The organism is Arthrobacter sp. BB-1, assembly GCF_006151685.1.
Classification (GTDB): Bacteria; Actinomycetota; Actinomycetes; order Actinomycetales; family Micrococcaceae; genus Arthrobacter.
The window spans coordinates 193,926-218,352 of sequence record NZ_VDEV01000019.1; the positions used below are offsets into that span (position 1 = coordinate 193,926).

Below are 24,427 nucleotides of genomic sequence, written 5' to 3' on the forward strand. Positions count from 1 at the left end.
GCCGGCCCATGCAACGGTTGTAATCCGACGGCAAGAGGAGGAACAGGTGCTCGCTTGGTGGGTGGACCGCCCCGGCCCCGTCTCTACCCGCCCCCTGGGCATGGGGATCCGCGAAGACCCCAGCCCCGGACCCAACGAACTGCTGGTTGATGTGAGCGTCTGCGGCATCTGCCGCACGGACCTGCACCTCACCGAAGGGGACCTCCCGCCCCGCCACCCCCGCGTTGTGCCGGGGCACGAGGCAGTGGGCGTGGTGGTCCGGAGCGGGCCGGGCTATTCCCGGTTCACCCCGGGGGACAGGGTAGGCGTCGCCTGGCTCGGCGGTGTCTGCGGTACCTGTGCCTACTGCCGGCGCGGAGACGAAAACCTGTGCACCGCCCCCGTCTTCACCGGATGGGACAGGGACGGCGGCTACGCCCAGCAGCTCACGGTCTCCCAGGACTTTGCCTACCCCATTCCGGATGTGTTTACCGATGAACAGGCGGCACCCCTGCTGTGCTCGGGGATCATCGGTTACCGCGCGCTGAAGCGGGCCCGGGTGCCTGCCGGCGGGCGCCTTGGCATCTACGGGTTCGGCAGCTCCGCCCACCTGACCGCGCAGTTGGCCATGCACCAGGGGGCGTCCGTTTTCGTCATGACCCGCTCGGCGAAGGCCCGTGCCCTTGCCCGCGACCTCGGCGCAGAGTACGTCGGCGGCGCCTACGACGATCCGCCGGTGCCCCTTGATTCGGCCATCCTCTTCGCTCCGGTAGGCGACCTCGTGCCTGTGGCGCTCCGGGCCCTCGACCGTGGCGGAACGCTCGCCATTGCCGGCATCTACCTGAGCGACATACCGGCCCTGAACTACCACGACCACCTGTTCTACGAGCGCCAAGTGTGCAGCGTAACCGCCAATACCCGTGAGGACGGCCTGGAGTTCCTGTCGCTCGCAGCCGCAATTCCGCTGGAACCGGCCACCACCGTCTATCCCTTTGAGGCCGCAGGAAGCGCGCTGGCCGATCTCGCTGCGGACAGGATCACCGGTTCCGCCGTTCTCCGGGTCCGCGCTGGGTAGGCAGCACGCCACGGTGGGACCTTGGACTCTGGAACCTTCCCTGCATGAAGCGGATGGTGGTAGTGCCGGGTAACCAGCTGACCCGGACCAACATGAGCAGGAGGCAAGAATGACCGAGCTGATGAAGTGGTTTGAATCCCGCCGCTCCCCCATGGACGTGATCGAAAGACTGTTCGAGGGCGAGGCGGGCACTTCCGCAATCCGGGTGGAGGAGATGGTGGACGGCAACACCCTGGTGGTGCGGGCGGAGCTGCCCGGCATCGACCCGGAAAAGGACGTGGACGTGACAGTGACCGACGGCGTGCTGTCCATCAGGGCAGAGCGGCAGGAAAAGAAAGAGCACAAGGACAAGGACAGCTACCGGTCCGAATTCCGCTACGGTTCCTTTGTCCGGCGGCTCCCGCTGCCCCGCGGCGTCCAGCTGGGCGACGTCACAGCTTCCTACAAGGACGGCGTCCTGGAAGTCCGTGCTCCCCTTCCGGACCAGGGCCAGGGACCCGCGGCGTCGAAAATCCCGATCAGCAGGGGTTAATGGTTGGCGCCTGGCCCTGCTGCGGGCCAGGCTCCCCACCCGGCGGTCAGCCGAACAGGATAGCCGCCTCCCTGTACCGTTCCTCGGGGACCACCTTCAGGCTTCCAAGTGCGAGCTCCAGGCCCACGGTGACAATATCGGTGCCCCGCAGGGACACCATGGTGCCCCACTTCCCGTTGGCGGCCGCTTCGACGGCGGCCATCCCCAGCCTCGTTGCAAGCACGCGGTCATAGGCCGTCGGTTCCCCGCCCCGCTGGATGTGGCCCAAAACGGTGGCCCGCGTTTCAATGCCCGTCACTTCCTCCAACCGCTTTTCCAGCAGGCGGCCGACGCCGCCAAGCCGCGGGCGCCCGAAGGTATCGAGGCCCCGGGGAGCGTAGGGTGCCTCCTGTCCTTCCAGCGCGAATGCCTCTGCCACCACCACCAGTGGCGCCCTCCCGCGCTCCCGCGCGGACAGGACCCAGGCGGAGATCTGGTCCAGGGAGACTGGATGCTCGGGAACCAGGATGGCATGGGCGCCGGTGGCCATGCCCGCGTGGAGCGCAATCCAGCCGGCATTGCGCCCCATGACCTCCGCAATCATGCACCGGTGGTGGGACTCCCCGGTGGTCCGCAGCCTGTCGATTGCGTCCGTTGCCGTTTGGACTGCCGAATCAAAACCAAAGGTGTAGTCCGTTGCCCCGAGGTCGTTGTCAATCGTTTTGGGCACGCCCACCACGTTGATGCCCTGGTCCGACAGTGCTTTCACCGCCGCCAGGGTTCCTTCACCGCCAATGGCAATAAGGCCGTCCAGGCCGTTGCGCCGGAGGCTGTCCCTTACCGCGTCAACGCCGCCGTCCTTGAGCGGATTGGTGCGGGAGGTTCCCAGGACGGTTCCGCCAAGCCGGGACAGTCCCCGGACGCTGGGGCGGGGCAAGGGAACAACATCCTGTTCCAGGACTCCCCGCCAGCCGTCGCGGAAACCCAGGAACCCGTAACCGTGGGCAACGTCGCCGCCCAGGACGGCTCCCCGGATCACGGCGTTCACCCCTGGGCAATCGCCGCCGCTGGTCAGGATGCCGAGTTGCTTCATCATGCGGCCGATCCCTGTGCCTGCGCCGGCAGCCGGAAACTCCGGGCCTGCCCGGCCGGGAGGGCCGTGTCCCTGCCGTTCACGCGTACCCTGATGGGGTCCGCGTCCCCTGGGGCGGAGGCCAGGTGCATGCGTCCGTCCCTGAGTTCAACCTTGAGGTGGTGTCCCCGGTAGCGCACTTCAAAGGCGACAGCCCGGAGCCCCCTGGGCAGGTTGGGTGCGAACACAATGGTGTCGCCGCTGAGCCGCAGTCCCGCGAAGCTGCGCTGGATAACGTCGATGGATCCAGCCATCGCGCCCAAATGGATTCCTGCCCGTGTTGTGCCGTGCTGCGTATCGTCGAGGTCGGCGTCGAGAGCCTCCCGGAAACTGTCCCATGCACGGTCCGCATCCACCGCCGCCAGGACGGAGGCGTGCGCCACGCGGCTGAGCGTGGATCCATGGGCGGTCCGGGCGAGGTAGTACTCGATGGTCCGGTTCAGCTGGTCCGGGGTGAAGGCGTAGCCGAGTTCGGACAGGAGGCTGATGAGTCCTTCCTGGCCCAGCAGGTAGGGCAGCATCAGGACATCTGCCTGCTTGGCGAGCTTGTAGCGGTTGGTTTCGTCCCCCTCAGCCTCCAGGATCAGGTCCAGCCGCTCGATGCTGTCATAGGCCTCGCGGTAGCGGTCCCAGTCGAGTTCCTCCAGTTGTTCGTAACCGGCGAACTGGCTGATGACGCCGTCGGCGTGGAACGGCACAAAGAGTGCCCTGCCCACCAGCTCCCAGCCGGCAACTTCCTCGCTGGTGATGCCGAGGCGGTCCATCAGCCCGCCCAGTTCGTTGCCCTGGACAATTGAGACAATCTCAGCGGCCCGGAGGCACGCCCAGGCAGCCATGACGTTGGTGTAGGCGTTGTCATCGAGTCCCGGAGCAGCGCTGCCCGGATAACCCGTGTGGTACTCATCGGGCCCCACGACGCCGCGGAGGTGGTAACGGCCGGTGTCCTGGCTGTGCTCCGCCCGGGACGAGAAAAAACGGGCAACGTCGATGACCAGTTCGGCGCCCCTCCGGAGGAGCCAGGCTTTGTCACTTGTGGCCTGGTAGTACTGCCAGGCGTTGAACGCCACGGCCAGGCCGGCGTGCAGCTGCATGTGCGAATGGTCCTTGACCCACCGCCCGGACCTGTCGTTGTAGAGCCATTTGGGAGTCTCCTCCGTCCCGTCGCTGCCGCTCTGCCAGGGAAACTTCGCACCCGCGAGCCCCAGGATGGAGGCGGCGTGACGGGCCGCGGGAAGCCTGCGCCAGCGGTAGTCGATGAGGGACCGGGCAACATCGGGCGTCCTGGACGTCAGGAGGGGCAGCACAAACAGCTCATCCCAGAAGACGTGGCCCCGGTAGCCCTCGCCGTGGAGCCCGCGGGCGGTAACTCCCGCATCAAGCTCGGCCGTGTGGCGGGTCAAAGTCTGCAGCACATGGAAAATGTGCAGGTTGAGGACCAGGCGCACCTGGACCGGTGCGTCGATGTCCACCAGGAACGGACGCAGTTCACGCCGCCAGGCCTCCTGGTGGGCAGCCAGAAGGGCTTCGAAGTCATCATCGGACCGCTCCAGGACTGCGCGTGCAGCCGACGCCGGGGAGGAAATCGCACGGTCACGCGAGGTCACAACGGCCACGGCCTTGCTGATCCTCGACGGCGCCCCGTCGACGAGCGGAACCTGGAACGTCCGGAAGTGGAAGGCACCCTTCCTGCCGGGGTGTCCCGCGCCCTGCGCCCCGGCGGCCCCGGTGCGGAATGCGGCAGCTATCCGGACCAGGCTTTGCGTCGTTTCAGCCTCAACGACGGAAATGGTGTCCGGAGGGGACTGCCGGGCGCCGCTTCCAGGCCCGGTCCGGTCCACCAGGTGGGTCCCGGGGCCGGCCCCCTGGCCGGGAGTGTTCGCGTTCCTGACGCCGGCATTGATCCCGCTGCGGACGTCCACTGAACCGCTCCAGCCCAGCGGGGTGACCTTCATTTCCAGGGCCAGCAGGTGTGGTTCGGCCATGGACACGAACCGGGTCTGGACCACTTCCAGTCGCCGCTTGTCGGCAGCTTCCAGCAGCAGCCGCCGTTCCAGGACGGCCCGCTGGAGGTCCAGGGTGCGGCGCTCGCGGAGGACAGTCATTCCTCCCGCCGACCACCACTGTCCCGACCCCAGCCGAAGGTCGACGGGAAGGCAGTCAGGAGCATTGACCATGTGTTCTTCCACGAGCACTTCACCGGCCACTTCAGCGGTTACACGGTTGTACACCCCCGCCAGATACATGCCCGGGTACCGGAAGCTTCCACCTTCCGGTGCCGCGCCCCGCACGCCCAGGTAGCCGTTGCCAAGGGTGGTCAGCGCTTCACGGTGCCCCTCGTGGCCGGCGTCAAAACCCTCATAGACCAGCTGCCAGGGATCACCCACCACGAGGCCAAGGTCCAGTTCACCCACGTCATTGAGGACTGAACGGGCCCCGGCGGCCTCAAGCTCCCGCCGGGTACCGTTCCGGTCGATTCCCACCACCAGCCCGAATCCGCCCCGGTGCGCCGCAAGTACCCCCGCCACCGAGTCCTCGATAACCACTGCGTGGGACGGCGATACCCCCAGGCGGAATGCGGCGGCCAGGAAGACGTCAGGGGCCGGCTTCCCGCGGAGGCCCAGGTTGGCCGCAGCGGTCCCGTCCAGGATGACGTTGAATTTGCCCGGAATACCGGCCGCGTCCAGGACGGAGGAGGCGTTGCGGCTGGACGTGACCACACCGGTGGGAACACCGGCGTCGGAAAGCCTTTGCAGCAGCTGCATCGTCCCCGGGTAGCTTTGCACCCCTTCCCGCCTCAGGTGCTCGAGGAACAGGCGGTTCTTCAGGGCACCAAGCCCAAAAGCCGTCCAGGTGCCCGGCTCGTCCCGGTCAGATCCCCGGTCAACCTTCACGCCCCTGGAGGCAAGGAACTTCAGTACACCTTCCTCCCGGGGAAGGCCGTCAATGTAAGTGCGGTAGTCGGCTTTGGTGAGGGGGGAACGGTCCGCGGCTGCGGGTATCCGCGGGTCCTGCAGGATCTGTTCGAAGGCCTCTTTCCAGGCGGCCTGATGGACCAGTGCCGTGTTGGTGACCACCCCGTCCAGGTCGAAGATGACGGCGTCAAAGGGCGGCTTGGCGGCAGCTGCGGTGGGCGACGCGGTCATATGACAGTGCTATCAGCCGGCCACCCGCCCGTGACAGTGCCGTTAGGCCTGTCTGCCCAGCCGCCGCTCGGCTGCGGCGATGACGGGCAGGGCCTTCAGGAACGTGTCCGGGTTCAGCGAGATGGAATCGATGCCCTTGCCGATGAGGAACTCGGCAAGATCCGGGTGGTTGCTGGGGCCCTGCCCGCAGATACCGATCTTGATGCCGGCGGCATGAGCCTTGTCGATGGCCTGGGCAATCATGGCACTGACGGCGGGGTCCCGTTCATCGAACAGCCCGGCCAGCTGTTCGGAGTCGCGGTCCACGCCCAGGACCAGCTGCGTGAGGTCATTGGAGCCAATGGAGAAGCCGTCGAACCGTTTGGCGAACTCTTCCGCGAGCACCACGTTGGAGGGTATTTCGCACATCATGTAGAGCTGCAGCCCGGCGCTGCCCCGCACCAGGCCGTGCTCCGCCATCGCTTCGATGACCAGGTCGGCCTCGTGCAGGGTGCGGCAGAAGGGGACCATGACGATGACATTGGCGAAACCCACTTCTTCCCGCACGCGCTTCAGGGCTTTGCATTCCAGGGCAAAGCCCTCACGGTAGTGCTCGCTGTAGTAACGCGAGGCACCCCGGAAACCCAGCATCGGGTTTTCCTCCGCGCTTTCAAAGTAGCCGCCGCCGATCAGGTGGCTGTACTCGTTGGTCTTGAAATCGCTGAGCCGGACGATCACGGGTTTGGGATGGAACGGCGCCGCAATTTTGGCGATTCCGGTGGCCAGGACGTCGACGAAGTACTCCCGGGGGTCCTGGTAGCCGCTGGTGAGCTTCCGGATGAGGGCCGCCTCCTCCGGATCGGTCACCCGCTCCGGGTGCACCAGGGCCATCGGGTGGATGCGGATGAGGTTGTTGATAATGAATTCCATCCGGGCAAGCCCCACCCCGGCAGCCGGCAGGCGCCACCACTTGAATGCTGCGGCCGGACTGCCGATGTTCACCATGACATCGGTGCCGGTGGCCGGAAGCGCCTCCATGTCCACCTCGTCCACGGCGTACTCCAGGAGTCCTTCGTACACGCGGCCTTCTTCGCCTTCCGCGCAGGACAGGGTGATGGGGGCACCGTCCGGGAGCGCTTCGGTTGCGTTGCGTGTTCCGACGACGGCGGGCACGCCCAGTTCCCGGCTCACGATCGCCGCGTGGCTGGTGGGCCCGCCGTGGTCCGTGACGATGCCGGCGGCACGCTTCATGACCGGAACCCAGTCCGGGTCCGTCATCCGGGTCACCAGCACCGAGCCGTCCACGAACGACTCGATGTCCTTCGCGTCCCGGATGACGCAGGCCTGCCCGTTGGCGATGGCATCCCCGATCGCTGCCCCCGAGGTCAGCACCCGCCCCGGCTGCCGGAGGTGGTAGGTGCGGAAGGTCGAACTGCTGCGCTGCGCCTGGACTGTCTCCGGCCTCGCCTGCACCATGAACAGTTCGCCCGTTATTCCGTCTTTGGCCCATTCCATGTCCATCGGCCGGCCGTAATGCTCCTCCACCGCGGTGGCCCAGCGCGCCAGCAGGACCACTTCCCGGTCGTTAAGCACCAGGGTTTCCTGCTCACGTTCCGTGGTTTCCACCATCCGGGTCCTCGCGTTTCCCCCGTGGCTGTAGACCATCTTGCGTTCCTTCGCGCCCAGTTCCCTTTCGATGATTGGGCTGAAGCGGTCATTGGCGAGCAGCGGCTTGAATACCTGGTACTTGTCCGGGTTGATGGTTCCCTGCACCACTGTCTCGCCCAGGCCCCAGGCGGCGCTGATGAGCACTGCCTGCGGGAAGCCGGACTCGGTGTCGATGGAGAACATGACCCCCGAGGCGCCAAGGTCCGAGCGGACCATGCGCTGGACCCCCACGGACAACGACACCTCAAGGTGGTCATAGCCCTTCATCTCGCGGTAGCTGATGGCGCGGTCTGTAAACAGCGAGGCGTAGCAGTTCCGGCAGGCTTCGAGGACGGCGCGCTCCCCGGCCACATTGAGGAAGGTCTCCTGCTGGCCCGCGAAACTGGCGTCCGGGAGGTCCTCCGCGGTGGCGCTGCTGCGGACGGCGACCGCCGCCTCTTGCTGGGCGGCGCGGCGGCACAGGAGGCGGTAGTGCTCCCGGATTGCCTCTCCAATGCTTTCCGGGAAGGTTGCCGACAGGAAAAGTTCCCTAATGGCCGCGCCCGCCTGGCGCAGGGTGGCCCGTCCCGCGCGGTACTCCTCGATGTAGGCCCTGATCCGCGGCTCCAGGGCGTTGGCTTCCAGGAAGGCGCGGTAGGCGGCGGCGGTAGTGGCGAACCCCTCAGGGACCCTTACTCCGGCAGAACGCAGGGACCGGCTCAACTCGCCCAGGGAGGCGTTCTTTCCGCCCACGGACGCTATATCCCCTATTCCCGTATCTTCGATCCACATGACATGGACATCGGCAAGGGGGGTTGCGGGAGCAGTCATGCCTTGATTCTGGGCCGTGGCGGAAGAAGCCGGGCAGAGTCTTTGGTCCCGAGCCCCGCCCCTGCCGGGAATGCCCCGTTCCGGGCAAACACCCCGGGCAAACGCCCCGGGCCGGGCACCTCACGCCCAGGGGCACGTACGGTCACGTGTGGCTGGCGCGTCCCCTGATGCCCTTGTAGGCCCAGTCAGCGGCGAGCACTGCGGGCACTGCGGACAGGGCCACGAGGAGTCCGGCCGGCGTCGGCGGGGCCTGCCCCAGCACGGCGGCGAGCTGGGGAATGAACAGGCAAGCCGCCAGCACAGCCAGCTCGGCCACGATGGCCCATACCAGGAGCCTGTTCGTGCCCCAGCCCAGCTGCCAGGGCGGCATTGTCGCGCTTCGGCAGGCGAAGGCGTTGGCCAGCTGGCCCAGCACCACGGCCGTGAAGGCGGCACCTGATGCGGCGAGGAGCAGCCCGGGATCCGGCGCTTCGCCGCGGGCCCAGCCGCCACCGAAGAGCACCGCGGAGAAGGCTGCCATTTCAACGGCCGCCTCCACGGGGCCCAGCACGCAAAAGACGCGCACCATCAGCTTCCGGTCCATCAGGTGCCGCCGTTCCGGCGGGCGGGCCAGCACGTGCTTGCCGGGCTGTTCGGCGCCCAATGCCAGGGCCGGCAGCAGGTCGGTGCCGATGTCCAGGGCAAGGATCTGCAGGACGCCGAGGGCAAGGGGAAACTGCCCGCCGGAGAGCGCCCAGACAACAAACGGCGTCAGCTCTGCCACGTTGTCCGTGAGGTGGTAGGTGAGGAATCTGTGGATGTTGGCGTAGGTGGCCCTGCCCTGCTCGATGGCAGCAACGATGGTTCCAAAGTGGTCATCGAGGAGGACCAGGTCCGCAGCTTCGCGTGCAACGTCGGTGCCGCTCAAGCCCATGGCCACCCCGATGTCCGCCTCGCGCAGGGCCGGGCCGTCGTTCACCCCGTCTCCGGTCATGGCCACCACGTGTCCCCGGGACTGCAACGCCTTGGCAACCCGCAGCTTCTGCTCCGGGGACACCCTGCTCACCACCACGCCGTCGCGGTCCAGGAGAGCGCCCAGCAACTGTTCATCGTCCGGGAGGTCCGAGCCTTCCAGCACCCATTCCGGAACCCCCATCAGGCCAATCTCACGCGCGATCGCCGCCGCCGTCCCGGGGTGGTCGCCGGTGATCATGGCGACTTTGAGCCCGGCATTGCGGGCGGTCCGGATGACCTCGCCCACGTCGGGCCTGGGCGGATCATGGAGCCCGATCAGGCCCAGCAGCTCCAGGCCGCGTTCGAGGTCCTCCGCAGGGCGGGACTCCCAAAGGTCCGGCGCGCCCTCCAGCTTCCGGCGCGCCACGGCGATGACACGCAGTCCGCGGGAGGCCATCAGGTGGACTTGTTCCTCCAGCGGCCCGGACACGGGGCCGCACAGCGGAAGTACCGCCTCGGGGGCACCCTTGCAGTACAGGTCCTGTCCCACGATCGCCGATTCCCGCCGTCGTACCGGATCGAAGGGGAGCCGGCGCGAAGGCGCCCTCCCCTCACCCGCTGTGCCCGTCAGCCGCCGTGCCAGCACGTCGATGGCCGCCTCCATCGGGTCGCCCGAGGCCCGCCACTGCCCTTCGTGCAGTTCAACGCGGCCCTGCGAGGCGGCGCGGGCCGCGAGCGCAGTTTCCGCGGCTTTGTCCGTTCCCTCCCCCTGGGCCGTCCCTTCGGGGCTGTACCCGTCACCGGCAATCTGGACCTGTCCGCGCGAGGTGAAGACCTCCACGGCGTTCATCCTGTTCTGGGTGAGCGTGCCTGTCTTGTCTGTACAGATGAACGTGGTGGAGCCGAGGGTCTCCACGGCCTCGAGGTTGCGGACCAGCGCGTTGCGGGAGGCCATGCGCTGGGCGCCCATCGCCAGTGACAGTGTCACGGTGGGCAGCAGGCCCTCCGGAACCAGGGCAACGGCCACACCGATGGCGAAGAGGAAGGAATCGCGCCACTGGATGCCCACCAGCAGGGAAACCAGGAAAAAGAGGGCGGCGATGGCCAGGGCGACGGAGGCCACCACGCGGACAATCCGCCGCAGTTCCAAGGACAGCGGAGTGGGTGGGGACACGGCGCCGCTGGTCAGGAGGGCGATCCCCGCCAGCCGGGTCCTGGCGCCTGTCGCGGCGACGGCGGCCTCGGCGTTGCCGTTGACCAGGAACGTTCCACCCCAGGCAGGATCGCCGCCCACTTTCGGCACCGGCTCGCTTTCCCCCGTCAGCATCGATTCGTCCACGGTGCAGGACGCTGCAGTGACCAGCGTGACATCGGCGGGGATGCGGTCTCCTGCGGCCAGGAGCACCACGTCGTTGACCACGAGTTCACTGGCATGGATTTTCCGGACGCGCCCGTCGCGCCGCACCAGGACGTCCGCGGGCAGCAGCGCCCGCAGTTTGGCCGCCGCATGCTGGGCGCGTTCCTGCTGGATGTGGGCAAAGACGCCGTTGACAATCACGACGACGATAATCGCCACGCCCAGTTGCGGCATGTCCGCGAGGAAGGCCAGGCCGGCCGCGCACCACAGCATGAGGGCGAAGAAGTGTGTCAGCTCCCCCCAGAGTTTCCGCCACTGCGGTACGGGTTTCTCGGCCGGAAGGAGATTGGGCCCTGCCTTTTGCAGGAGTTCCGCGGCCTGGACCGAGGTCAGGCCAGCCGCGGTCATCACACGACGTCCGCCTCCTGGCCCACCAGGAGCACCGGGCACACGGACCGTGCGGCGCACGCCTTGCTGACCGAGCCCATGGTGGTTCCGAGGAAACCTCCCTCACCGTGCCGGCCCACCACCAGCAGCTGCGCGCGCCGGCTCTCTTCCACCAGGACCTTGCCCGGCGGCCCGAACTTCACTGTTATGCCGATGTCCTCGGGCCGGTCGCCGGTAAATGCACGCCCCAGGGCTTCGTCCACCAACCGGCGGGCAGCATCCTCCAGCCTCGCCGTGAACTGGCGGTCGGCGCCTTCAAGGTGGGGCAGCACCAGGTAGTCCGGCATGCCGATGCAGGTGATGACCTCCAGCCGGGCGCCGAGGCGGGCCGCCAGGGTGCCCGCATACCTCAGGGCTGCCGAAGAGAATTCCGATCCGTCGACGCCCACGATCACGGGCTTGGATACTGTTTCTGCTTTCATATCCACCACACTCCCTACTGCTGCAGGCCATGGGAAGGGCCGAAGGTCATACCCGCCCCTGCGGTGTCAGCCGAGGCTCAGGGGCTTTTCGGCTTGGGTCCGTGCAGCGCCCGCAGCCCGTTCAGAATCGTGGCCAGGTCCACGAGCTCCTGCAGGAGTGCCCCGGTGACGGCGGGGATGTATCCCGTCATGGCCACAGCCATGAGTCCGATGCTGAGGCCTATTCCCGTCCAGATGCTGACCAGGGCCACGGCTACGGTGCGCTTGCCTATTTCGACTGCAACGGCCACCTTGGAGAGGTCGTCCAGCATGATCACAACGTCCGCCGATTCACTTGCCGCTGTGGCGCCCTTGGCTCCCATGGCGATCCCGACGTCCGCTGCCGCGAGCACGGGGGCGTCATTGACGCCGTCGCCCACCATCACCACGGGGCGCTCCCGCACGCCGGCCACCGCATCAACCTTGTCCTCGGGAAGGCAGTCCGCCTGCACGTGCCGGATGCCCGCCTCTTCGGCAATGTGCGCCGCTGTCCCCTGGGCGTCACCGGTCAGCAGCATGGTGTGCCGGATCCCCAGGCGGTGCAGCCGGGCAAGGGTTTCCCGGGCGTCGGCGCGCAGCGGGTCCTTCATGATGAGGGCACCGGCGTATTCGCCGTTCACGGCAACGTAGACCGCCAGCTGACCGCTCCGCACGGCGGCTTCCCTGAAGCCCCCTGACAAGCTCCGGACCAGGCCGGCCTTTCCCACCACCACAGTGTCCCCGCCGCATACCGCCTCCACCCCCTGGGTGGCGTGTTCCGTGGCCCGGGTTACCGGCAGGAGTTCAAGATCGCGCACGGCAGCGGCTTCGATGACGGACGCCGCCAGGACATGCGAGGAGTACTGCTCGGCGGAGGCGGCAAGCTGCAGGATACGGGCAGGGTTGATGGACCCGCCTTCTTCCCCGCCCGGCGCGGCCTGCACGGTGTCCAGGACAGGCCGCCCGGATGTCAGCGTTCCGGTCTTGTCGAACACGGCTGTCCTTGCTTTGGCCAGTTGTTCGAGGGTCCCGCTGTTCTTGATGATGATGCCCCTGTGGGCGGCCTGGCTGGTACCGGCAAGGAACGCCACCGGGGCGGCGATCAGGAGCGGGCATGGAGTTGCCACCACCAGGACCTGGGCGATCCGCACGGGATCCCCCGAGAGGAGCCATGCGGTTCCAGCCATGAGGACGGCGAGCGCGGTAAAGGGAACGGCGTAGCGGTCCGCCAGGCGGACCACCGGGGCCCGGCTGGACGCCGCCTCCTCCACCAGGGCGATGATGCGGCTGTACTGCGATTCGGCCGCCGTGGCGGCGGCCCGCATCCTGACGGCCGTCTCGCCGTTGACGGAGCCGCTGAGCAGGAGGTCCCCGCGGACCCGCTCCACCGGCAGGCTTTCGCCCGTCAGCGAGGATTCATCCATGCTGGCGGCGTCGGACAGGAGCTCCCCGTCCACGGGGACCAGCTCGGAGGGACGCACCACCAGTACGTCCCCCGGCACCACCTCGCCAATCGGCGTGTCCTCCAGGACCGATCCGGCGCCTTCCCGGTGCGCGAACCGCGGAGCCCTGTCCAGCAGCGACCTCAGTTCCCGTGCAGCGCGTCCCTGGGCAAAGGTTTCCAATGCTTCCCCGCCGGAGAGCATGAGAATAACCACCAGGGCGGCAAGATACTCGCCCACCCACACTGTGCTGCCAATCGCCATCAGCGCAAGGACGTCGATTCCCCAGCGGCCCTCGCGCAGGGAGCGGAACATTGAGACGCCACGGCTGGCGGCGACGACGACGGCATAGGCGGACGCGCCGAGCCGGGCCTGCTCCTCCAGGCCCGACTGCAGCAGCAGCCCCGTCAGAATCAGCATCAGGCCGGTCACTGCAACCAGCGGGTACAGCCGGACAAACGCGACGCCCCTGCCCGCCGCCGACGTGCGGGGCTGCTCGGGGTTCGCCGCCTGCCGCGGCCCTAGAGCGGTGCCGGGCGGGGCGGCCGGCCGTCCCTCAGGCAAAACCCGCCCGCGCCGGATCATCCAGGTGGCTCCACCAGGTCAGCGGCGGGGTGACCTTAAAGCGCCGGCCGGTCACCGCCGTCGGAGTGATCCGCACAAAGTAGTCCTTGTGCCCCGCCTGCCAGGGAAAAAGGGTGAGGCCAACGCCTGTCATCAGGTCCGGTGAAGGTTCAAGGACCTCAGCATGGCCCTTCACTTCGACGCTCCATGCGGTGTGCCTTCCCTGGTCGGTGCCATCGGCTTCGAGGGCGACGGCGGCGGGCCCGGCCGCTGCGTGCAGCTTTGTTCCTTCTCCGGTGCGGAAGACCACCGACTCATGGTCCACCTTGTAGTTCACGGGGAAGATCTCCGGATGGCCGTCAACCAGGACGGCAAGGTGGCCAACCGATACCGTGCGCAGGAGATCCCAGCAGGCACTTGCGCCAAGGACCTCGACTGCAGTTGCGTCCCGTTCCGGTGAGTTGTTGCGCATACTGCTGAACGTAGTGCTCCCTGGCGCGCTGCACTAGGGCATTTAGGCACTACGGCACAAAAGCAGCAGGGGCATTCAGGCATCAGCAGATGGTTCCGCGGCCGGGCTTTCCCCGGCCTTGTCATGACTTTCGGCCCTGCACTGCGCGCCGTGCCGCCCGCATGCTGGAGGGAACAATCCTCCTCCGGCTGGGTCCGGGAAAGGCCAGGGACACCATGAAGGCATTCGTCGTCTATGACTCCGCCTACGGCAACACCAAGACCATCGCGGAAGCCCTGGCAGCGGGCCTGGGCAACAAGGCCGCTGCAGTCCCCGTTGACCGTTTCGATGCCGGCTCACTCCAGTCCGGCGACCTCCTTGTGGTGGGCAGCCCCATCAATGGCTGGCGCCCGACGCCCAAAATCACCCAGGCGCTCGCAGACCTTGCCTCCCGTGGGCTGGCAGGGGTGAAGGCGGCAGCGTTCGACACCCGGCTCAAGCTGTTTATCCATGGGGATGCCGCCAGGAAGATGACCCGGGCGCTCAAGGCCGCCGGCGCCAGCATCATCACCGGCCCCATGGCCTTCTACGTCAAAGGCAGCGAAGGCCCCCTCCGTCAAGGGGAGGTTGACCGCGCAGCTGCGTGGGCGGAAACGCTCCGCTCCGCCGTGAAGGACCAGGGCAGCCGCAGGGAAGCGTGAACTCCGCGGGAGGTCAAAGGTCTTTGGGCCCTGTCAGTCCAGTAACCAGCCCCGTAGGATCTGGGCATGACCGACAAGAACATGGTGCCAGAAGCTGAAATCCTGGACTCCGAGGAGTGCTGGAAACTCCTGGAACGCACGAGTGTGGGACGGCTTGGCGTCGTCGTGGACGGCCAGCCCGATGTGTTTCCGGTGGGCTTCAAGGTTGACGGCGACGGCCTTGTTTTCCGGACGGGCAGCGGCACGAAGCTCCAGGCCATTGAAGCGAACTCCCTGGTGGCCTTGGAGGCGGACAGCGTCAGCGCCGAGTTTGGCCTGGCCTGGAGCGTTGTGGTCAAGGGCAGGGCTGTCCAGGACGATGCCGCGGGGCCGGCCCTGAACGAGACGCGCCGGGGGCTCTTTCCCTGGCAGGGAGTAGGCCAGGACCACCTCATCCGGATCGTTCCCCAGTCCGTGACGGGCCGGCGGTTCACCCTGTCCGCCACAGGCACCTGGGGCACCCCGCTGGACGAAGCCACCCGCGCAGGACTCGAATAGCCCCTCCCCATGGAGGACGGCGGACCCTGGACGGTTGACCGCTTTTTTGAAGGTTCCCCCACGGCCTACGGCGTTTACCGGGCGGCAGAACGCATGGCAACCGGGCTGGGACCCTTGGAGGTCCGGGTCTCCAAGAGCCAGGTTTCGTTCCGCCGCGGGCGCGGCTTCGCATTTCTTTGGCGCCCTGGCTCCTACGTGAAGTCCACGGTCCCCGTGGTCTTGTCCCTGGCGCTCCCTTACGAGGCGGCATCGCCGCGCTTCAAGCAAATCGCGCACCCCTCCCCCGGGATCTGGATGCACCATCTTGAGCTGCAGGACAGCGGCGAGCTGGACGCCGAGGTGGAACAGTGGCTGCGCGAGGCCTATGAAGCTGCCGGCTAGGGCGGGACGCCGTGGGCACCTTTTAGAGTCCTAAGGCCCTGTAACCCCGGCAGCCTGCGGCGCAGGCTAATGCCATGAACAACTCCGCCCAGCACCCGCAGAAAGTCCACCTCACGGAACAGCCCGTCGCCGTCGTCCGCGAACGCGTCCCCATGGCTTCACTGACCGACTTCTTCGGCCGGGCCTTCGGTACCGTGATGGCTGCAGCCCGGAAGCAGGGAGCCAGCCCCGCAGGACCGCCTTTCGCGCTCTACCGGGGCATGCCCAGCGAGACGGTTGACGTGGAAGCCGGCTTCCCCATTGCCGGCAGCTTTACCGACGCGGATGGCGTGGCGGGCGGGACCTTGCCTGAGACGGATGCCCTTGAGGCGCTCCACGTCGGCCCGTACGACACCCTGGAAAACACCTACCACGCGATCCTGGGGCAGATGGAAGCTGACGGCCTCACCCCGTCGGACACCATGTGGGAGTACTACCTGACCGACCCGGAAGCCGAACCCGACCCCGCGAAGTGGCAGACAAGGGTTGTCTGGCCCGTCGCGTAAAAGCCAACCATCCAAGGAGGTCTCCCATGAAGGTCCTTGTTGCGTACGCCAGCCGGCACGGTTCCACCACCGGAATAGCCGGGCGCATCGCTGCCCGCCTCCGTGAACAGGGGCTCGAGGCCGAGGCCCGGCCGGTGGCGGAAGTGCATGACGTCGGCCCGTACGAAGCCGTGGTGCTGGGCAGCGCCGCCTACATGGTCCACTGGCTCAAGGAAGCCACGGCTTTCGCGAGGCGGCACCGGCGGGAGCTCCAGGACAAAAAGGTATGGCTCTTCAGCAGCGGCCCCCTTGGCACCGAAGCTGTTGACAAGGATGGGGAGGATGTTCTGGCGAGCGCCCGGCCGAAGGAGTTCGCTGAACTGCAGGAGCTGCTCCATCCCAGTGGAGAACAGGTCTTTTTCGGCGCGTGGGACCCGGATTCCCCTCCCATCGGCATCGGTGAGCGCCTCATCAGGCTTGCCCCGGCAGCGAAGGAAGCCCTGCCTGCGGGTGATTTCCGGGATTGGGCGGCCATCGACGCCTGGGCCGACAGGATCGTTGCCGGACTGGACTCCCCAGGCGGACCGGCCGCCGGCGTCCAGGCAGGCTAGCCCGGCCATGCCTGATGTTCAGTCCGCGGTTCCACCCAGTCCCGCCTTCCAGGACAATCTCCAGCCATGGAGGCCGCTCTTCCGGTGGGCGGGGATAGCTTCTGTCCTCTTCGTGTTCCTGCTGATAGCCGCCCTGGTGCTGGATTTCCTTGCACCTCCGCCTGTGCACGGAGGGGCGGAAAACCTCGAATTCATCGCCGCCAACAAGGCGCGAATTACGTTGCGGAGCAGATCCTGTGGATCCTCCCCAACATCCTTCCGGTGCTGGCCTTCACCGCGCTCTTTGTGGCATTGGCCCCCGCACAGAGAAGCCTCGCGCTGATCGCCCTCATTTTTGGCGCCCTGCCATGGGCCCTCATCCTGGCCGTCCCTGTCAGCAGCCGCGGATCGCTGAACCTCATCTACCTCAGTGACCGCTACCTGGAGGCCGGTACCGAGGAAGAACGCAGGGTTTTTGCCACGGCCGCAGAAGCAATCCTCGCGGAGAACAACACCCCCGCGATCGTAGGAACCCTTTCTGCCTTCGGCATCCTCCTGATGGCTGTCGCCATGGCCACGGGGCCCAGGGCACTCTTCCCCCAGTGGATTGCCTGGCTGGGCGTGGCAACAGGGGCGCTGGGGGTGGTGAGCGAAATCCTCCGCCACGCGGTGCCTGAATTCTACTGGGGCTACGGCATCCTGCTCTGGGTGTGGTTTGTGGCTACCGGTTTCGCGCTGATCCGGCTTTCCGGGCACAGAACGGACGGAAAGTCATAAACCATCATCCGTGCCTTCATCCTGCCGCTCCTGCACTGCCCCGGATGGCAGCGCGCCGGGCCGGGAGAGCAGGGCCCGGAGCTCCTCGAGCAGCTCAAGCTGCTGGCTGTTGATCGCCATCAGCCGGTCGATCTCCGACTTTGACTGCACGTCTGTCTCGTAGTCGTGGCGGGCCATCGCCGCGGCAATGGCGTCCTGGCGCTTTGCGGCAATCAAAAGAATGGCGCCCTGAAGCCCGGCCAGCATGGAGAGGAAGAGGTTCAGGAGGATGTAGGGATAAGGATCCCAGGCGTCCGCCGCCAGCACGTAGGAATTAAACCCGGCCCATGCCGCCATGAAGGCAACGAACAGCCCCACGAAGGTCCAGCTGCCCATGCCGTTCCGTAGGACGTCCGCCGCCCGCTCACCCCGGCTTAGGCCCTCCTTGTGCCGTGCATGCCATGTAGTTCTCCGCTCGCTCATGTGCCTAGGGTAAGTGGCGGCGGCAGTACCCGCGCCCGCGAACCACGAATTACCCCAATGAATAGGGCAGACGGGACTTTGGTCCCTGATGGCAGCCCCTACCCTCTGGCACGCTGGATTGAGGCCCGAAGGATGCACCGTGGCTGGGGTGCTGTGTCCGGGCTGCGCACCGGATGCCGGTGGGCCCATGCGCTCCACTGCTTGGAGCAAGGATGCTTGAGGAGAACAAGGCTTATGGCGGGAACGTTCGAACTGTTTGTCGACGAGGATTCGCGGATCAGGTTCAGGCTGATGGCGCCGGATGGACAGGTACTGGCCGTTTCCGGACAGTACCCGGACAAGTACACCGCTGCTGACGCCATCAAGGACGTCCGCGAATGCGCCGGCACCGGTTTGATCCGGGATCTCGCGCCCGCGGCCACCCTTGTCCGGACGCCCCGCAGGGGACCCCAGTTCCGGGCGTTCGGTTCCGGCAAGGCCGGTTCCCTCGGTGCCGCCTAGGAAACCGGCCGCGCCGTGACGGCGGACGTCCAAACCCGGAAGGCGCAGGTCCTGGGCGTCAAAGGCCTGGTGAAGAGCTATGGCCAGCACACGGTGGTGGACGGCGTCACCTTCCACATCGAGGCCGGCGAAACCTACGGGCTCCTGGGCCCTAACGGGGCGGGGAAAACCACCATCATCTCCATGGTGGCCGGGCTGATTCCCGCGGATTCCGGAACCATCGAACTCGCCGGTTCTGCCATGACTCCTGCGAGCACCCGGGTCAAGCGGCACATCGGGCTGGTCCCGCAGGAACTTGCCATCTACCCGGACCTGACGGCGAAGGAGAACCTCCTGTTCTTCGGCAGGCTCCAGGGCCTCGGCGGCCAGGAACTCAAGAACCGGACGCAGGAGGTCCTGGACCTGATCGGGCTGGCGGACCGGGCCGGCGAGCAGACCAAGAAGTTTTCGGGCGGTATGAAGCGCCGGCTGAACATCGGCATCGGCCTCCTGCACCGGCCCACCCTGCTGATCCTTGATGAACCAACGGTGGGGGTGGATCCCCAGTCCCGCAATTCCATCCTGGAATCCGTGGAAGGCCTCGCCACGGAGGGCATGGCGGTGCTGTACACAACCCATTACATGGAGGAGGCGGAGCGGTTGTGCGACCGGATCGCCATCATTGACGAGGGCCGGATCCAGGCCGAGGGCACCCGGAACCAGCTCGTTGAATTGACGGGCGGCGTGGACCGGATCGACCTGCACGGCAGCGGAAACACCGGTGCCGCCGCCGCGGCACTGCGGCAGCTTCCAGGCGTGCAGCATGTCGACGGCGGCGCCTCCGGCCTGATCCTCACGGTGCACAACGGACCGGGCCTCCTTGCCCCCATCGTGGCCGAGGCGGGCGGCGCCGGGATGGTGCTGACCTCGGTGGAGATTGTCCGGCCGGACCTGGAGTCCGTCTTCCTGCACCTGACCGGCAAAGCGCTGCGGGACTGACGTGCACGGACTGTGGACCATGGTGGCCAATGACCTCCGGCAGCGGATCCGGGACAAATCCGTGTTTATCTTCTCGCTCCTTGTCCCCCTGGCCCTCATGGGGGTCCTGAACCTCTCCTTTGGCGGCTTCGACACTGAAAGCGTGGACCTCAAGCCCGCCGTCGTCGTCGCAAGTTCTGAGGACAGCGGGCAGTTGGGCGGCGCGCTGCTTGATGCCCTGGACTCGCTTCCCATCATGGACGTCACCATCCGCAAGGTGCCTGCCGCCGACGTGGGCCGGGAGACGAAGGACTCCGGAGCCGACCTGGGCATCATCCTCCCCGCGGAATTCACGACGGCGGTGAGGTCAGGGCAGGCCCTCTCCGTCCAGGTGGTGGAAGGGGATTCGGCGGGCCTTGAAGCCAACGTCCTGATTTCCGTGGTGGACGGGCTCCTGGGGCAGTTAGCGGCGGGCACCGCGACCGCCGCGGCAGGGGAAATCGCAGGGCTCCCCCATGAAGGCCTCGGCGCCCTTGCACAGCAGGCCGCAGCCGGCAGCCCTGCGCTGACGCTGTCTGAAGGCAAGGCGTCCGCTGAACAGCTTTCCCTCAAGGGCACCCTGGTGGCCGGCCAGACCGGGCTCTTCCTGCTTTTCACCGTCGGTTTCGGGGTGCTTGGGCTGCTGGCCGAGCGGGAGGAAGGCACGCTGGCCAGGCTGCAGGCCAGCCCTGTGGCCCACGGGACAATCATCACGGCAAAAGCCCTTGTTGGATTCATCCTCGGCGTTACCGCCACTACCATCCTGCTCACTGCCGGCAGCATGCTGTTCGGCGTCTCCTTCGGCTCGCCCGCGGTGGTCGCGCTCCTGGTGCTGGCCGTGGCAGCGTCCGCCACCAGCCTGACCTTCGTGGTTGCCCGCCTGGTCCGCAGCGCGGAGCAGGCGAACATCGCCCAGTCGATCCTGGGCATGGTGCTGGGCATCGCCGGCGGCGCGTTCTTCCCCATCGAGGCCTCGGGATTCCTGGCCACCCTCATGGACCTCAACCCGATTGCCGCCTTCATCCGGGGCCTGGGCATCACGTCGGGCGGGGGCGGAGTGGCTGACGTCGCCGTCCCCCTTGCCGTTATGCTGGGCTTCGCGGCGGCAGCCACACTGGCTTCACGCCTGCTTCCGGACAGGGGCGCCAGGGCATGAGGAGCATCACCGGCATCGCGGCCGTGGAAGTCCGGCTCTTCCTGCGGGACAGGTCCAATATCTTCTTTGTCTTCATCTTTCCCCTCCTGCTGATCCTGCTGCTCGGCTCGCAGTTCGGCGCCAACAGCGGCCAGTCACGTGTTGCCCTGTCCGGCGCACCGGACACCCGGCTGGCGACGGCCCTGGCGGAACGGCTGGGAAAGGACGGCCTCCAGGTGTCCACTGCCGGGGCCGGGACGGTGCGGGACCAGCTCAGCCGAGGCCGGACCGACGTCGGGATCTTCATCAGTGACGACGACGCCGCAGCGTTCGCAGCCGGCCGGCCTGCCGACCTTGAAGTGGTCACGGCGTCCCAGTCGGCAGCGCAGGCCGTGCTCCAGGAGGTGCGGGCCTCCATCCAGGCAGTCAGCACCGAGCGGCGGCAGCAGGCCCTCCTCGAATCCGCAGGGGTGGGTGCGTCCGAGGCGGCCGCCGCGCTGGAGCAGGCCAGGAAAGCGGTGGAACAGCCCCGCGTGGAGGTGGTTGACACCAATGACGTCTCCCAGGTGTTCCAGGGGCTGGGACGGTTCGACCTAGGAGCGGCCCAGCAGCTCCTGCTGTTCGTCTTCCTCAGCTCCCTCACCGGGGCCACCACCTTGATCAAGGCCAGGCGCCTCGGGGTCATTGCCCGCGTCATGGCTGCCCCCGTTTCAAGCTGGCAGGCATTGGCGGGCCAGGCCCTGGGGCGCTTCGGCATCGCCGCCGTCCAGGGTGGTTACATCATGGCCGGCACTGCCCTGCTGTTTGGCGTTGACTGGGGTGATCCCCTGCTGGCGGGGCTGGTCCTGGTTCTTTTCTGCGCAGTTTCCGCCGCTGCCGCCATGGTCATAGGTTCAGTGATGGATAACGACGCCGCTGCCTCCGGTGTGGGGGTTGGGCTGGGCCTGGTGCTGGGTGGCCTGGGCGGTTCCATGGTGCCGCCGGAGTTCTTCTCCGAGGCACTCCAGGCAGTGTCCCGGCTGACCCCGCACCGCTGGGCATATGACGCCTTCGCGGACATCCAGCGGCATGAGGGAACCCTGGCGGAGATCCTTCCGCAGCTGGGCGTCCTGGCCGCCATGGCGCTGGCGCTGCTGGCGCTGGGGTCCTTCCTGCTGCAGCGGAGCCTCAGCCGGGCGTTGTAGGTCGACGGCCGCCGTCGTACCCTCAGCGCCGGTACCCGCTATCAGAAGCTGGATGAACTGCCTGAGCCGGAAAAACTGCCGCCGCTGCTTCCATAGCCGGTGGTGCTGCCGCCTCCGCCGCGGGCTGAGCTGACGCTGCTGACCCCCGTATTGAGCCCCGAGTTGAAGGTTGCCACGGAGAAGAAGTGGTAGGACGGGTAGACGGTCCCCAGGATACTTGGCTCATAGCTACGGCGGCGGTGGTCCAGGCCTTCCTGGGCTTCCTGCATTTCCTTGCGCATGAGCCCGGCTTCGCGTTCGTTCTTGGCAAAGCCCCCGATAACCGTTTCCGCGTGGTTCTCCAGGAGCGAAGCGAGGCGGGTCCGGGCGTCGTAGAGGCGGTCCAGCGCCTTTTCCGGGCTGATCTTTTCCTCCGCCAGCTCCGCGGTCCACCGCTCGATCTCGCGCAGGCTCTGGTCCCGGAAGGACCGCAGTGCCGCCGCGGTTGCCGAGTCCCCCTGCCCGTGGCGCTTGCTGAGGAGCTGTTCGAGTCCGGCCAGGTCGCTGCGGAAAGGTGCCAGCTGCCGGTCCCAGGCAGTGTGCCAGGCGCTGGCACGGTTCAAGAGGGCGTTGGTATCCGCGATGACGTCGTCAAGGGCGTCGAGCTCGGAGGCCGCGTCTGCGTACTGGCGCGCCAGCTTGAGGTTCTTCCGGCGGCTCAATGCGCGTCTGGAGAGCGCGTGCACTTTGTTGGAGAGCTCGCTGGCCGCGTTGTAGCGGCTCAGGAAGGTGCGGTGTTTCTCGAGGACGTGGCTTCCATACCGGGATGATTCGGGAATGGTGGCGGCGTTCAGCTCCGTCACATCCAGATCCATGCTCACATTGCCGTAGCTCCGGTCCCCGCGCTCGATCTCCTTCCGGCTGGAAGACCTGGTAACGGCCCGCACAACGAGCCAGGCTCCGCCGCCGAAGGCTGCTGTTCCAGCCGTGATCCAAGCCGCGACCAGGAAGGCGGCCGAGCGGTACCAGGGCTGGTTGATGAGCTCCGCCGCGCGCCGGACGCCGGCGATGGTTCCCTCTGTCCACTGCGCATCCCGCAGGAGTTCCTTGGCCGAGTCCTGGATGTCGGTCCGCTGTTCCAGGGACACTTTGCGGTCTTCGCCCATGTACGTGCCAACATGGCGGCCCACCGGGTCAAGGGCAAAAATGAAGAGCCCGTCCGCCCACTTCTGCCCGTCAGCACTGATCCACTCAGGGTGCCCGGCCCGGGCAAACCTCAGGACTTCCTCGTTGAGGTTGTCCTCCGCGCTGCCGTTGTAGGTGTACACCACAACCTTGGTGGGGTTGTAGAAATCGATGCGTTCGAGGGCCGGTACCAGCGTGTTCCGGTCCAGCACCCCTGCCGTGTCCTGGACCTCCACGGACGCCGGCGGGACAGCGAAGGCGATGCCCGCTCTGCCGGGCAACAGCACCAGCAACGCCAGCAGCAGGCCAGCAGTCCTGCGCATTATGAGGCCCATTTCCGCCCACTTCCTGGAGGCGCGTCCGCCCCTAAACGGCGTTCCATCCGTTGTCCGAAGCCAGCACCACTCCATTGATGTTCGTGCCGTCCCGGCTCAGCAGGAAGGCGGTTCCTGCCGCCACCATGACTGTCTGGCCCTCGAACCGGTGCGGGGTGATGTTTTCCTGCCAGGCGGCCATGTGCTGCTCCTCGGGATCGGACAGAAGTTCTTGCTTCCGGCAACTGTGGGTACTCTGCTGGAATAGGCGGTACACAGCGCGGCCCACCCCAACAGCATGGAGTCTCACGGGGAGCCACCACAGTGCCGAAGGTCCCCTGGGCAGGAGCGGAGAGCAATGGAGGAATCAGGATCCATCGTTGCGGGATACGACGGTTCAGCTGAAGCCGCCGCCGCCGTCCATTGGGCAGCCCGGCAGGCGGACCTGCGCGGTTGTCCCCTCCACGTTGTCCACGTCTCCATTTGGCCGCTGCTGACACACCGGCTGGGCCCGGTTCCGGGGGTGGCGGACAGCGGCCTGGAGCGGTCAGCACAGGCGATCCTCGAGGAGGGCGTCAGCCACGCCCACGCCGCGGCCCCGGGACTGGACGTGCAGGGCACCCTGTTGCATGGGCTGCCGGCCTCCTACCTTGCCGAGGCCTCTGCCGGCCAGGAGATGGTGGTTGTGGGCAGCCGGGGGCTGGGTGGATTCCTGGGGCTGCTGGTGGGGTCGGTCAGCCTGGAACTCGCAGCCACTGCATCCTGCCCCGTGGCAGTGATCCGGCCGGACCTCCACCCTGGCGGGCCGATCGTCGCCGCGGTGGACGCATCCGGGTCCCCCACCGCGCTGGAGGACGCTTGCGCCCTCGCCTCGGCAACGCAGGCCAGGCTCAGTGTCCTGCACGTCCACCATGTGCCCGCCGGGTACGCACAGCGGAACGAGCCCGACGCCGAGGCTGCCGCAGGCGAAGTGCTCCACGCCGCCCTCCGGCGTGCCCGGGCGCTCGCACCCTACGTTGCCGTGGAGGGCAGGGTGCTCACTGACTCATCGGTCCCGCATGCCATCCTCAAAGCCTCGGATGACGCGCAGATGCTTGTTGTTGGGACCAAAGGCCACGGCTTTTTGCGGCAGACCATCGGTTCCACCGCCCACGCGGTCCTTCACCATGCACGCGGCCCGGTCCTGATCTCCCGGCGCGGCAACAGCTGACGGACCTACGCTCCTGCGCC

23 protein-coding genes are annotated in these 24,427 nt (G+C 67.1%); 13 read left to right on the forward strand and 10 right to left on the reverse strand.

Features of this window, described 5'->3' with window-relative positions:
- Positions 1-46: 46 nt before the first annotated feature.
- Together FHJ30_RS11200 and FHJ30_RS11205 are read left to right on the forward strand one after the other, a co-directional pair.
- Positions 47-1,054 (forward strand): zinc-dependent alcohol dehydrogenase family protein, encoded by a 1,008-nt coding sequence (locus FHJ30_RS11200; protein ID WP_139029381.1) that lies wholly within the window; start codon positions 47-49, stop codon positions 1,052-1,054.
- A 109-nt stretch (positions 1,055-1,163) separates the two neighbouring features.
- Complete coding sequence (locus tag FHJ30_RS11205; RefSeq protein ID WP_139029382.1) at positions 1,164-1,586, forward strand: Hsp20/alpha crystallin family protein; 423 nt, start codon at positions 1,164-1,166, stop codon at positions 1,584-1,586.
- A 46-nt stretch (positions 1,587-1,632) separates the two neighbouring features.
- On the opposite strand, the gene FHJ30_RS11210 is transcribed toward FHJ30_RS11205, so the two are convergent.
- The 7 genes from FHJ30_RS11210 to FHJ30_RS11240 form a co-directional block, all read right to left on the reverse strand.
- Positions 1,633-2,658 (reverse strand): 6-phosphofructokinase, encoded by a 1,026-nt coding sequence (locus FHJ30_RS11210; RefSeq protein ID WP_139029472.1) that lies wholly within the window; start codon positions 2,656-2,658, stop codon positions 1,633-1,635.
- Entirely contained in the window at positions 2,658-5,840 is a 3,183-nt protein-coding gene (locus FHJ30_RS11215; protein WP_139029383.1) for an HAD-IA family hydrolase, read from the reverse strand. Before FHJ30_RS11215 ends, FHJ30_RS11210 begins: the two co-directional genes overlap by 1 nt.
- Before the next feature lie 42 nt (positions 5,841-5,882).
- Positions 5,883-8,297, reverse strand: coding sequence for a phosphoenolpyruvate synthase (gene ppsA / locus FHJ30_RS11220; protein WP_139029384.1), 2,415 nt, complete (start codon positions 8,295-8,297; stop codon positions 5,883-5,885).
- 142 nt (positions 8,298-8,439) lie between these two features.
- Positions 8,440-10,995, reverse strand: coding sequence for a cation-transporting P-type ATPase (locus FHJ30_RS11225; RefSeq protein WP_139029385.1), 2,556 nt, complete (start codon positions 10,993-10,995; stop codon positions 8,440-8,442).
- The gene (locus tag FHJ30_RS11230; RefSeq protein WP_139029386.1) at positions 10,995-11,456 is read right to left on the reverse strand and encodes a universal stress protein; all 462 of its coding nucleotides are present in this window, start codon (positions 11,454-11,456) and stop codon (positions 10,995-10,997) included. The genes FHJ30_RS11225 and FHJ30_RS11230 overlap by 1 nt, the downstream gene beginning before the upstream one ends.
- A gap of 77 nt (positions 11,457-11,533) precedes the next feature.
- A complete protein-coding gene (locus FHJ30_RS11235; protein ID WP_139029387.1) occupies positions 11,534-13,501 on the reverse strand; it encodes a heavy metal translocating P-type ATPase in 1,968 nt (655 codons plus the stop codon).
- Entirely contained in the window at positions 13,473-13,952 is a 480-nt protein-coding gene (locus tag FHJ30_RS11240) for a pyridoxamine 5'-phosphate oxidase family protein (RefSeq protein ID WP_139029388.1), read from the reverse strand. The genes FHJ30_RS11235 and FHJ30_RS11240 overlap by 29 nt, the downstream gene beginning before the upstream one ends.
- Positions 13,953-14,113: 161 nt before the next feature.
- On the opposite strand from FHJ30_RS11240, the gene FHJ30_RS11245 reads away from it, so the two are divergent.
- From FHJ30_RS11245 to FHJ30_RS11270, 6 genes are all read left to right on the forward strand, one after another.
- Positions 14,114-14,632 (forward strand): flavodoxin domain-containing protein, encoded by a 519-nt coding sequence (locus tag FHJ30_RS11245; RefSeq protein ID WP_240793673.1) that lies wholly within the window; start codon positions 14,114-14,116, stop codon positions 14,630-14,632.
- Positions 14,633-14,698: 66 nt separating this feature from the next.
- A complete protein-coding gene (locus FHJ30_RS11250; protein ID WP_139029389.1) occupies positions 14,699-15,169 on the forward strand; it encodes a pyridoxamine 5'-phosphate oxidase family protein in 471 nt (156 codons plus the stop codon).
- A gap of 9 nt (positions 15,170-15,178) precedes the next feature.
- A complete protein-coding gene (locus FHJ30_RS11255) occupies positions 15,179-15,550 on the forward strand; it encodes a DUF5655 domain-containing protein (RefSeq protein ID WP_171058996.1) in 372 nt (123 codons plus the stop codon).
- A 74-nt stretch (positions 15,551-15,624) separates the two neighbouring features.
- Positions 15,625-16,095: a GyrI-like domain-containing protein gene (locus FHJ30_RS11260; RefSeq protein WP_139029390.1), complete on the forward strand. Its 471-nt coding sequence runs from the start codon at positions 15,625-15,627 to the stop codon at positions 16,093-16,095.
- Positions 16,096-16,121: 26 nt separating this feature from the next.
- Entirely contained in the window at positions 16,122-16,685 is a 564-nt protein-coding gene (locus tag FHJ30_RS11265) for a flavodoxin domain-containing protein (protein WP_139029391.1), read from the forward strand.
- 66 nt (positions 16,686-16,751) lie between these two features.
- On the forward strand, positions 16,752-17,441 hold the full coding sequence (locus FHJ30_RS11270) for a DUF4386 family protein (protein WP_139029392.1): 690 nt from the start codon (positions 16,752-16,754) through the stop codon (positions 17,439-17,441).
- On the opposite strand, the gene FHJ30_RS11275 is transcribed toward FHJ30_RS11270, so the two are convergent.
- Positions 17,436-17,903: a DUF1003 domain-containing protein gene (locus FHJ30_RS11275; RefSeq protein ID WP_139029393.1), complete on the reverse strand. Its 468-nt coding sequence runs from the start codon at positions 17,901-17,903 to the stop codon at positions 17,436-17,438. The genes FHJ30_RS11270 and FHJ30_RS11275 overlap by 6 nt on opposite strands.
- Before the next feature lie 234 nt (positions 17,904-18,137).
- Here FHJ30_RS11275 and FHJ30_RS11280 point away from each other — a divergent pair, with 234 nt between their 5' ends.
- From FHJ30_RS11280 to FHJ30_RS11295, 4 genes are read left to right on the forward strand one after another with little or no spacing between them, the layout of a single operon-like run.
- Positions 18,138-18,404 (forward strand): DUF1508 domain-containing protein, encoded by a 267-nt coding sequence (locus tag FHJ30_RS11280; protein ID WP_139029394.1) that lies wholly within the window; start codon positions 18,138-18,140, stop codon positions 18,402-18,404.
- A gap of 15 nt (positions 18,405-18,419) precedes the next feature.
- Positions 18,420-19,382 carry an ABC transporter ATP-binding protein gene (locus tag FHJ30_RS11285; RefSeq protein WP_139029395.1) on the forward strand — a complete coding sequence of 321 codons (963 nt, stop codon included), beginning with the start codon at positions 18,420-18,422 and terminating at the stop codon, positions 19,380-19,382.
- Between the two features lies 1 nt (position 19,383).
- Positions 19,384-20,556 (forward strand): ABC transporter permease, encoded by a 1,173-nt coding sequence (locus FHJ30_RS11290; protein ID WP_240793675.1) that lies wholly within the window; start codon positions 19,384-19,386, stop codon positions 20,554-20,556.
- On the forward strand, positions 20,553-21,719 hold the full coding sequence (locus tag FHJ30_RS11295) for an ABC transporter permease (protein WP_139029396.1): 1,167 nt from the start codon (positions 20,553-20,555) through the stop codon (positions 21,717-21,719). The genes FHJ30_RS11290 and FHJ30_RS11295 overlap by 4 nt, the downstream gene beginning before the upstream one ends.
- Positions 21,720-21,760: 41 nt before the next feature.
- On the opposite strand, the gene FHJ30_RS11300 is transcribed toward FHJ30_RS11295, so the two are convergent.
- A complete protein-coding gene (locus FHJ30_RS11300) occupies positions 21,761-23,218 on the reverse strand; it encodes a DUF5129 domain-containing protein (protein ID WP_139029397.1) in 1,458 nt (485 codons plus the stop codon).
- Positions 23,219-23,249: 31 nt separating this feature from the next.
- On the reverse strand, positions 23,250-23,399 hold the full coding sequence (locus FHJ30_RS21520) for a hypothetical protein (protein ID WP_179997636.1): 150 nt from the start codon (positions 23,397-23,399) through the stop codon (positions 23,250-23,252).
- Between the two features lie 156 nt (positions 23,400-23,555).
- Between FHJ30_RS21520 and FHJ30_RS11310 the strand changes: the two genes are divergently transcribed.
- Entirely contained in the window at positions 23,556-24,407 is an 852-nt protein-coding gene (locus FHJ30_RS11310; protein WP_139029398.1) for a universal stress protein, read from the forward strand.
- The last annotated feature ends 20 nt before the right edge of the window (positions 24,408-24,427 follow it).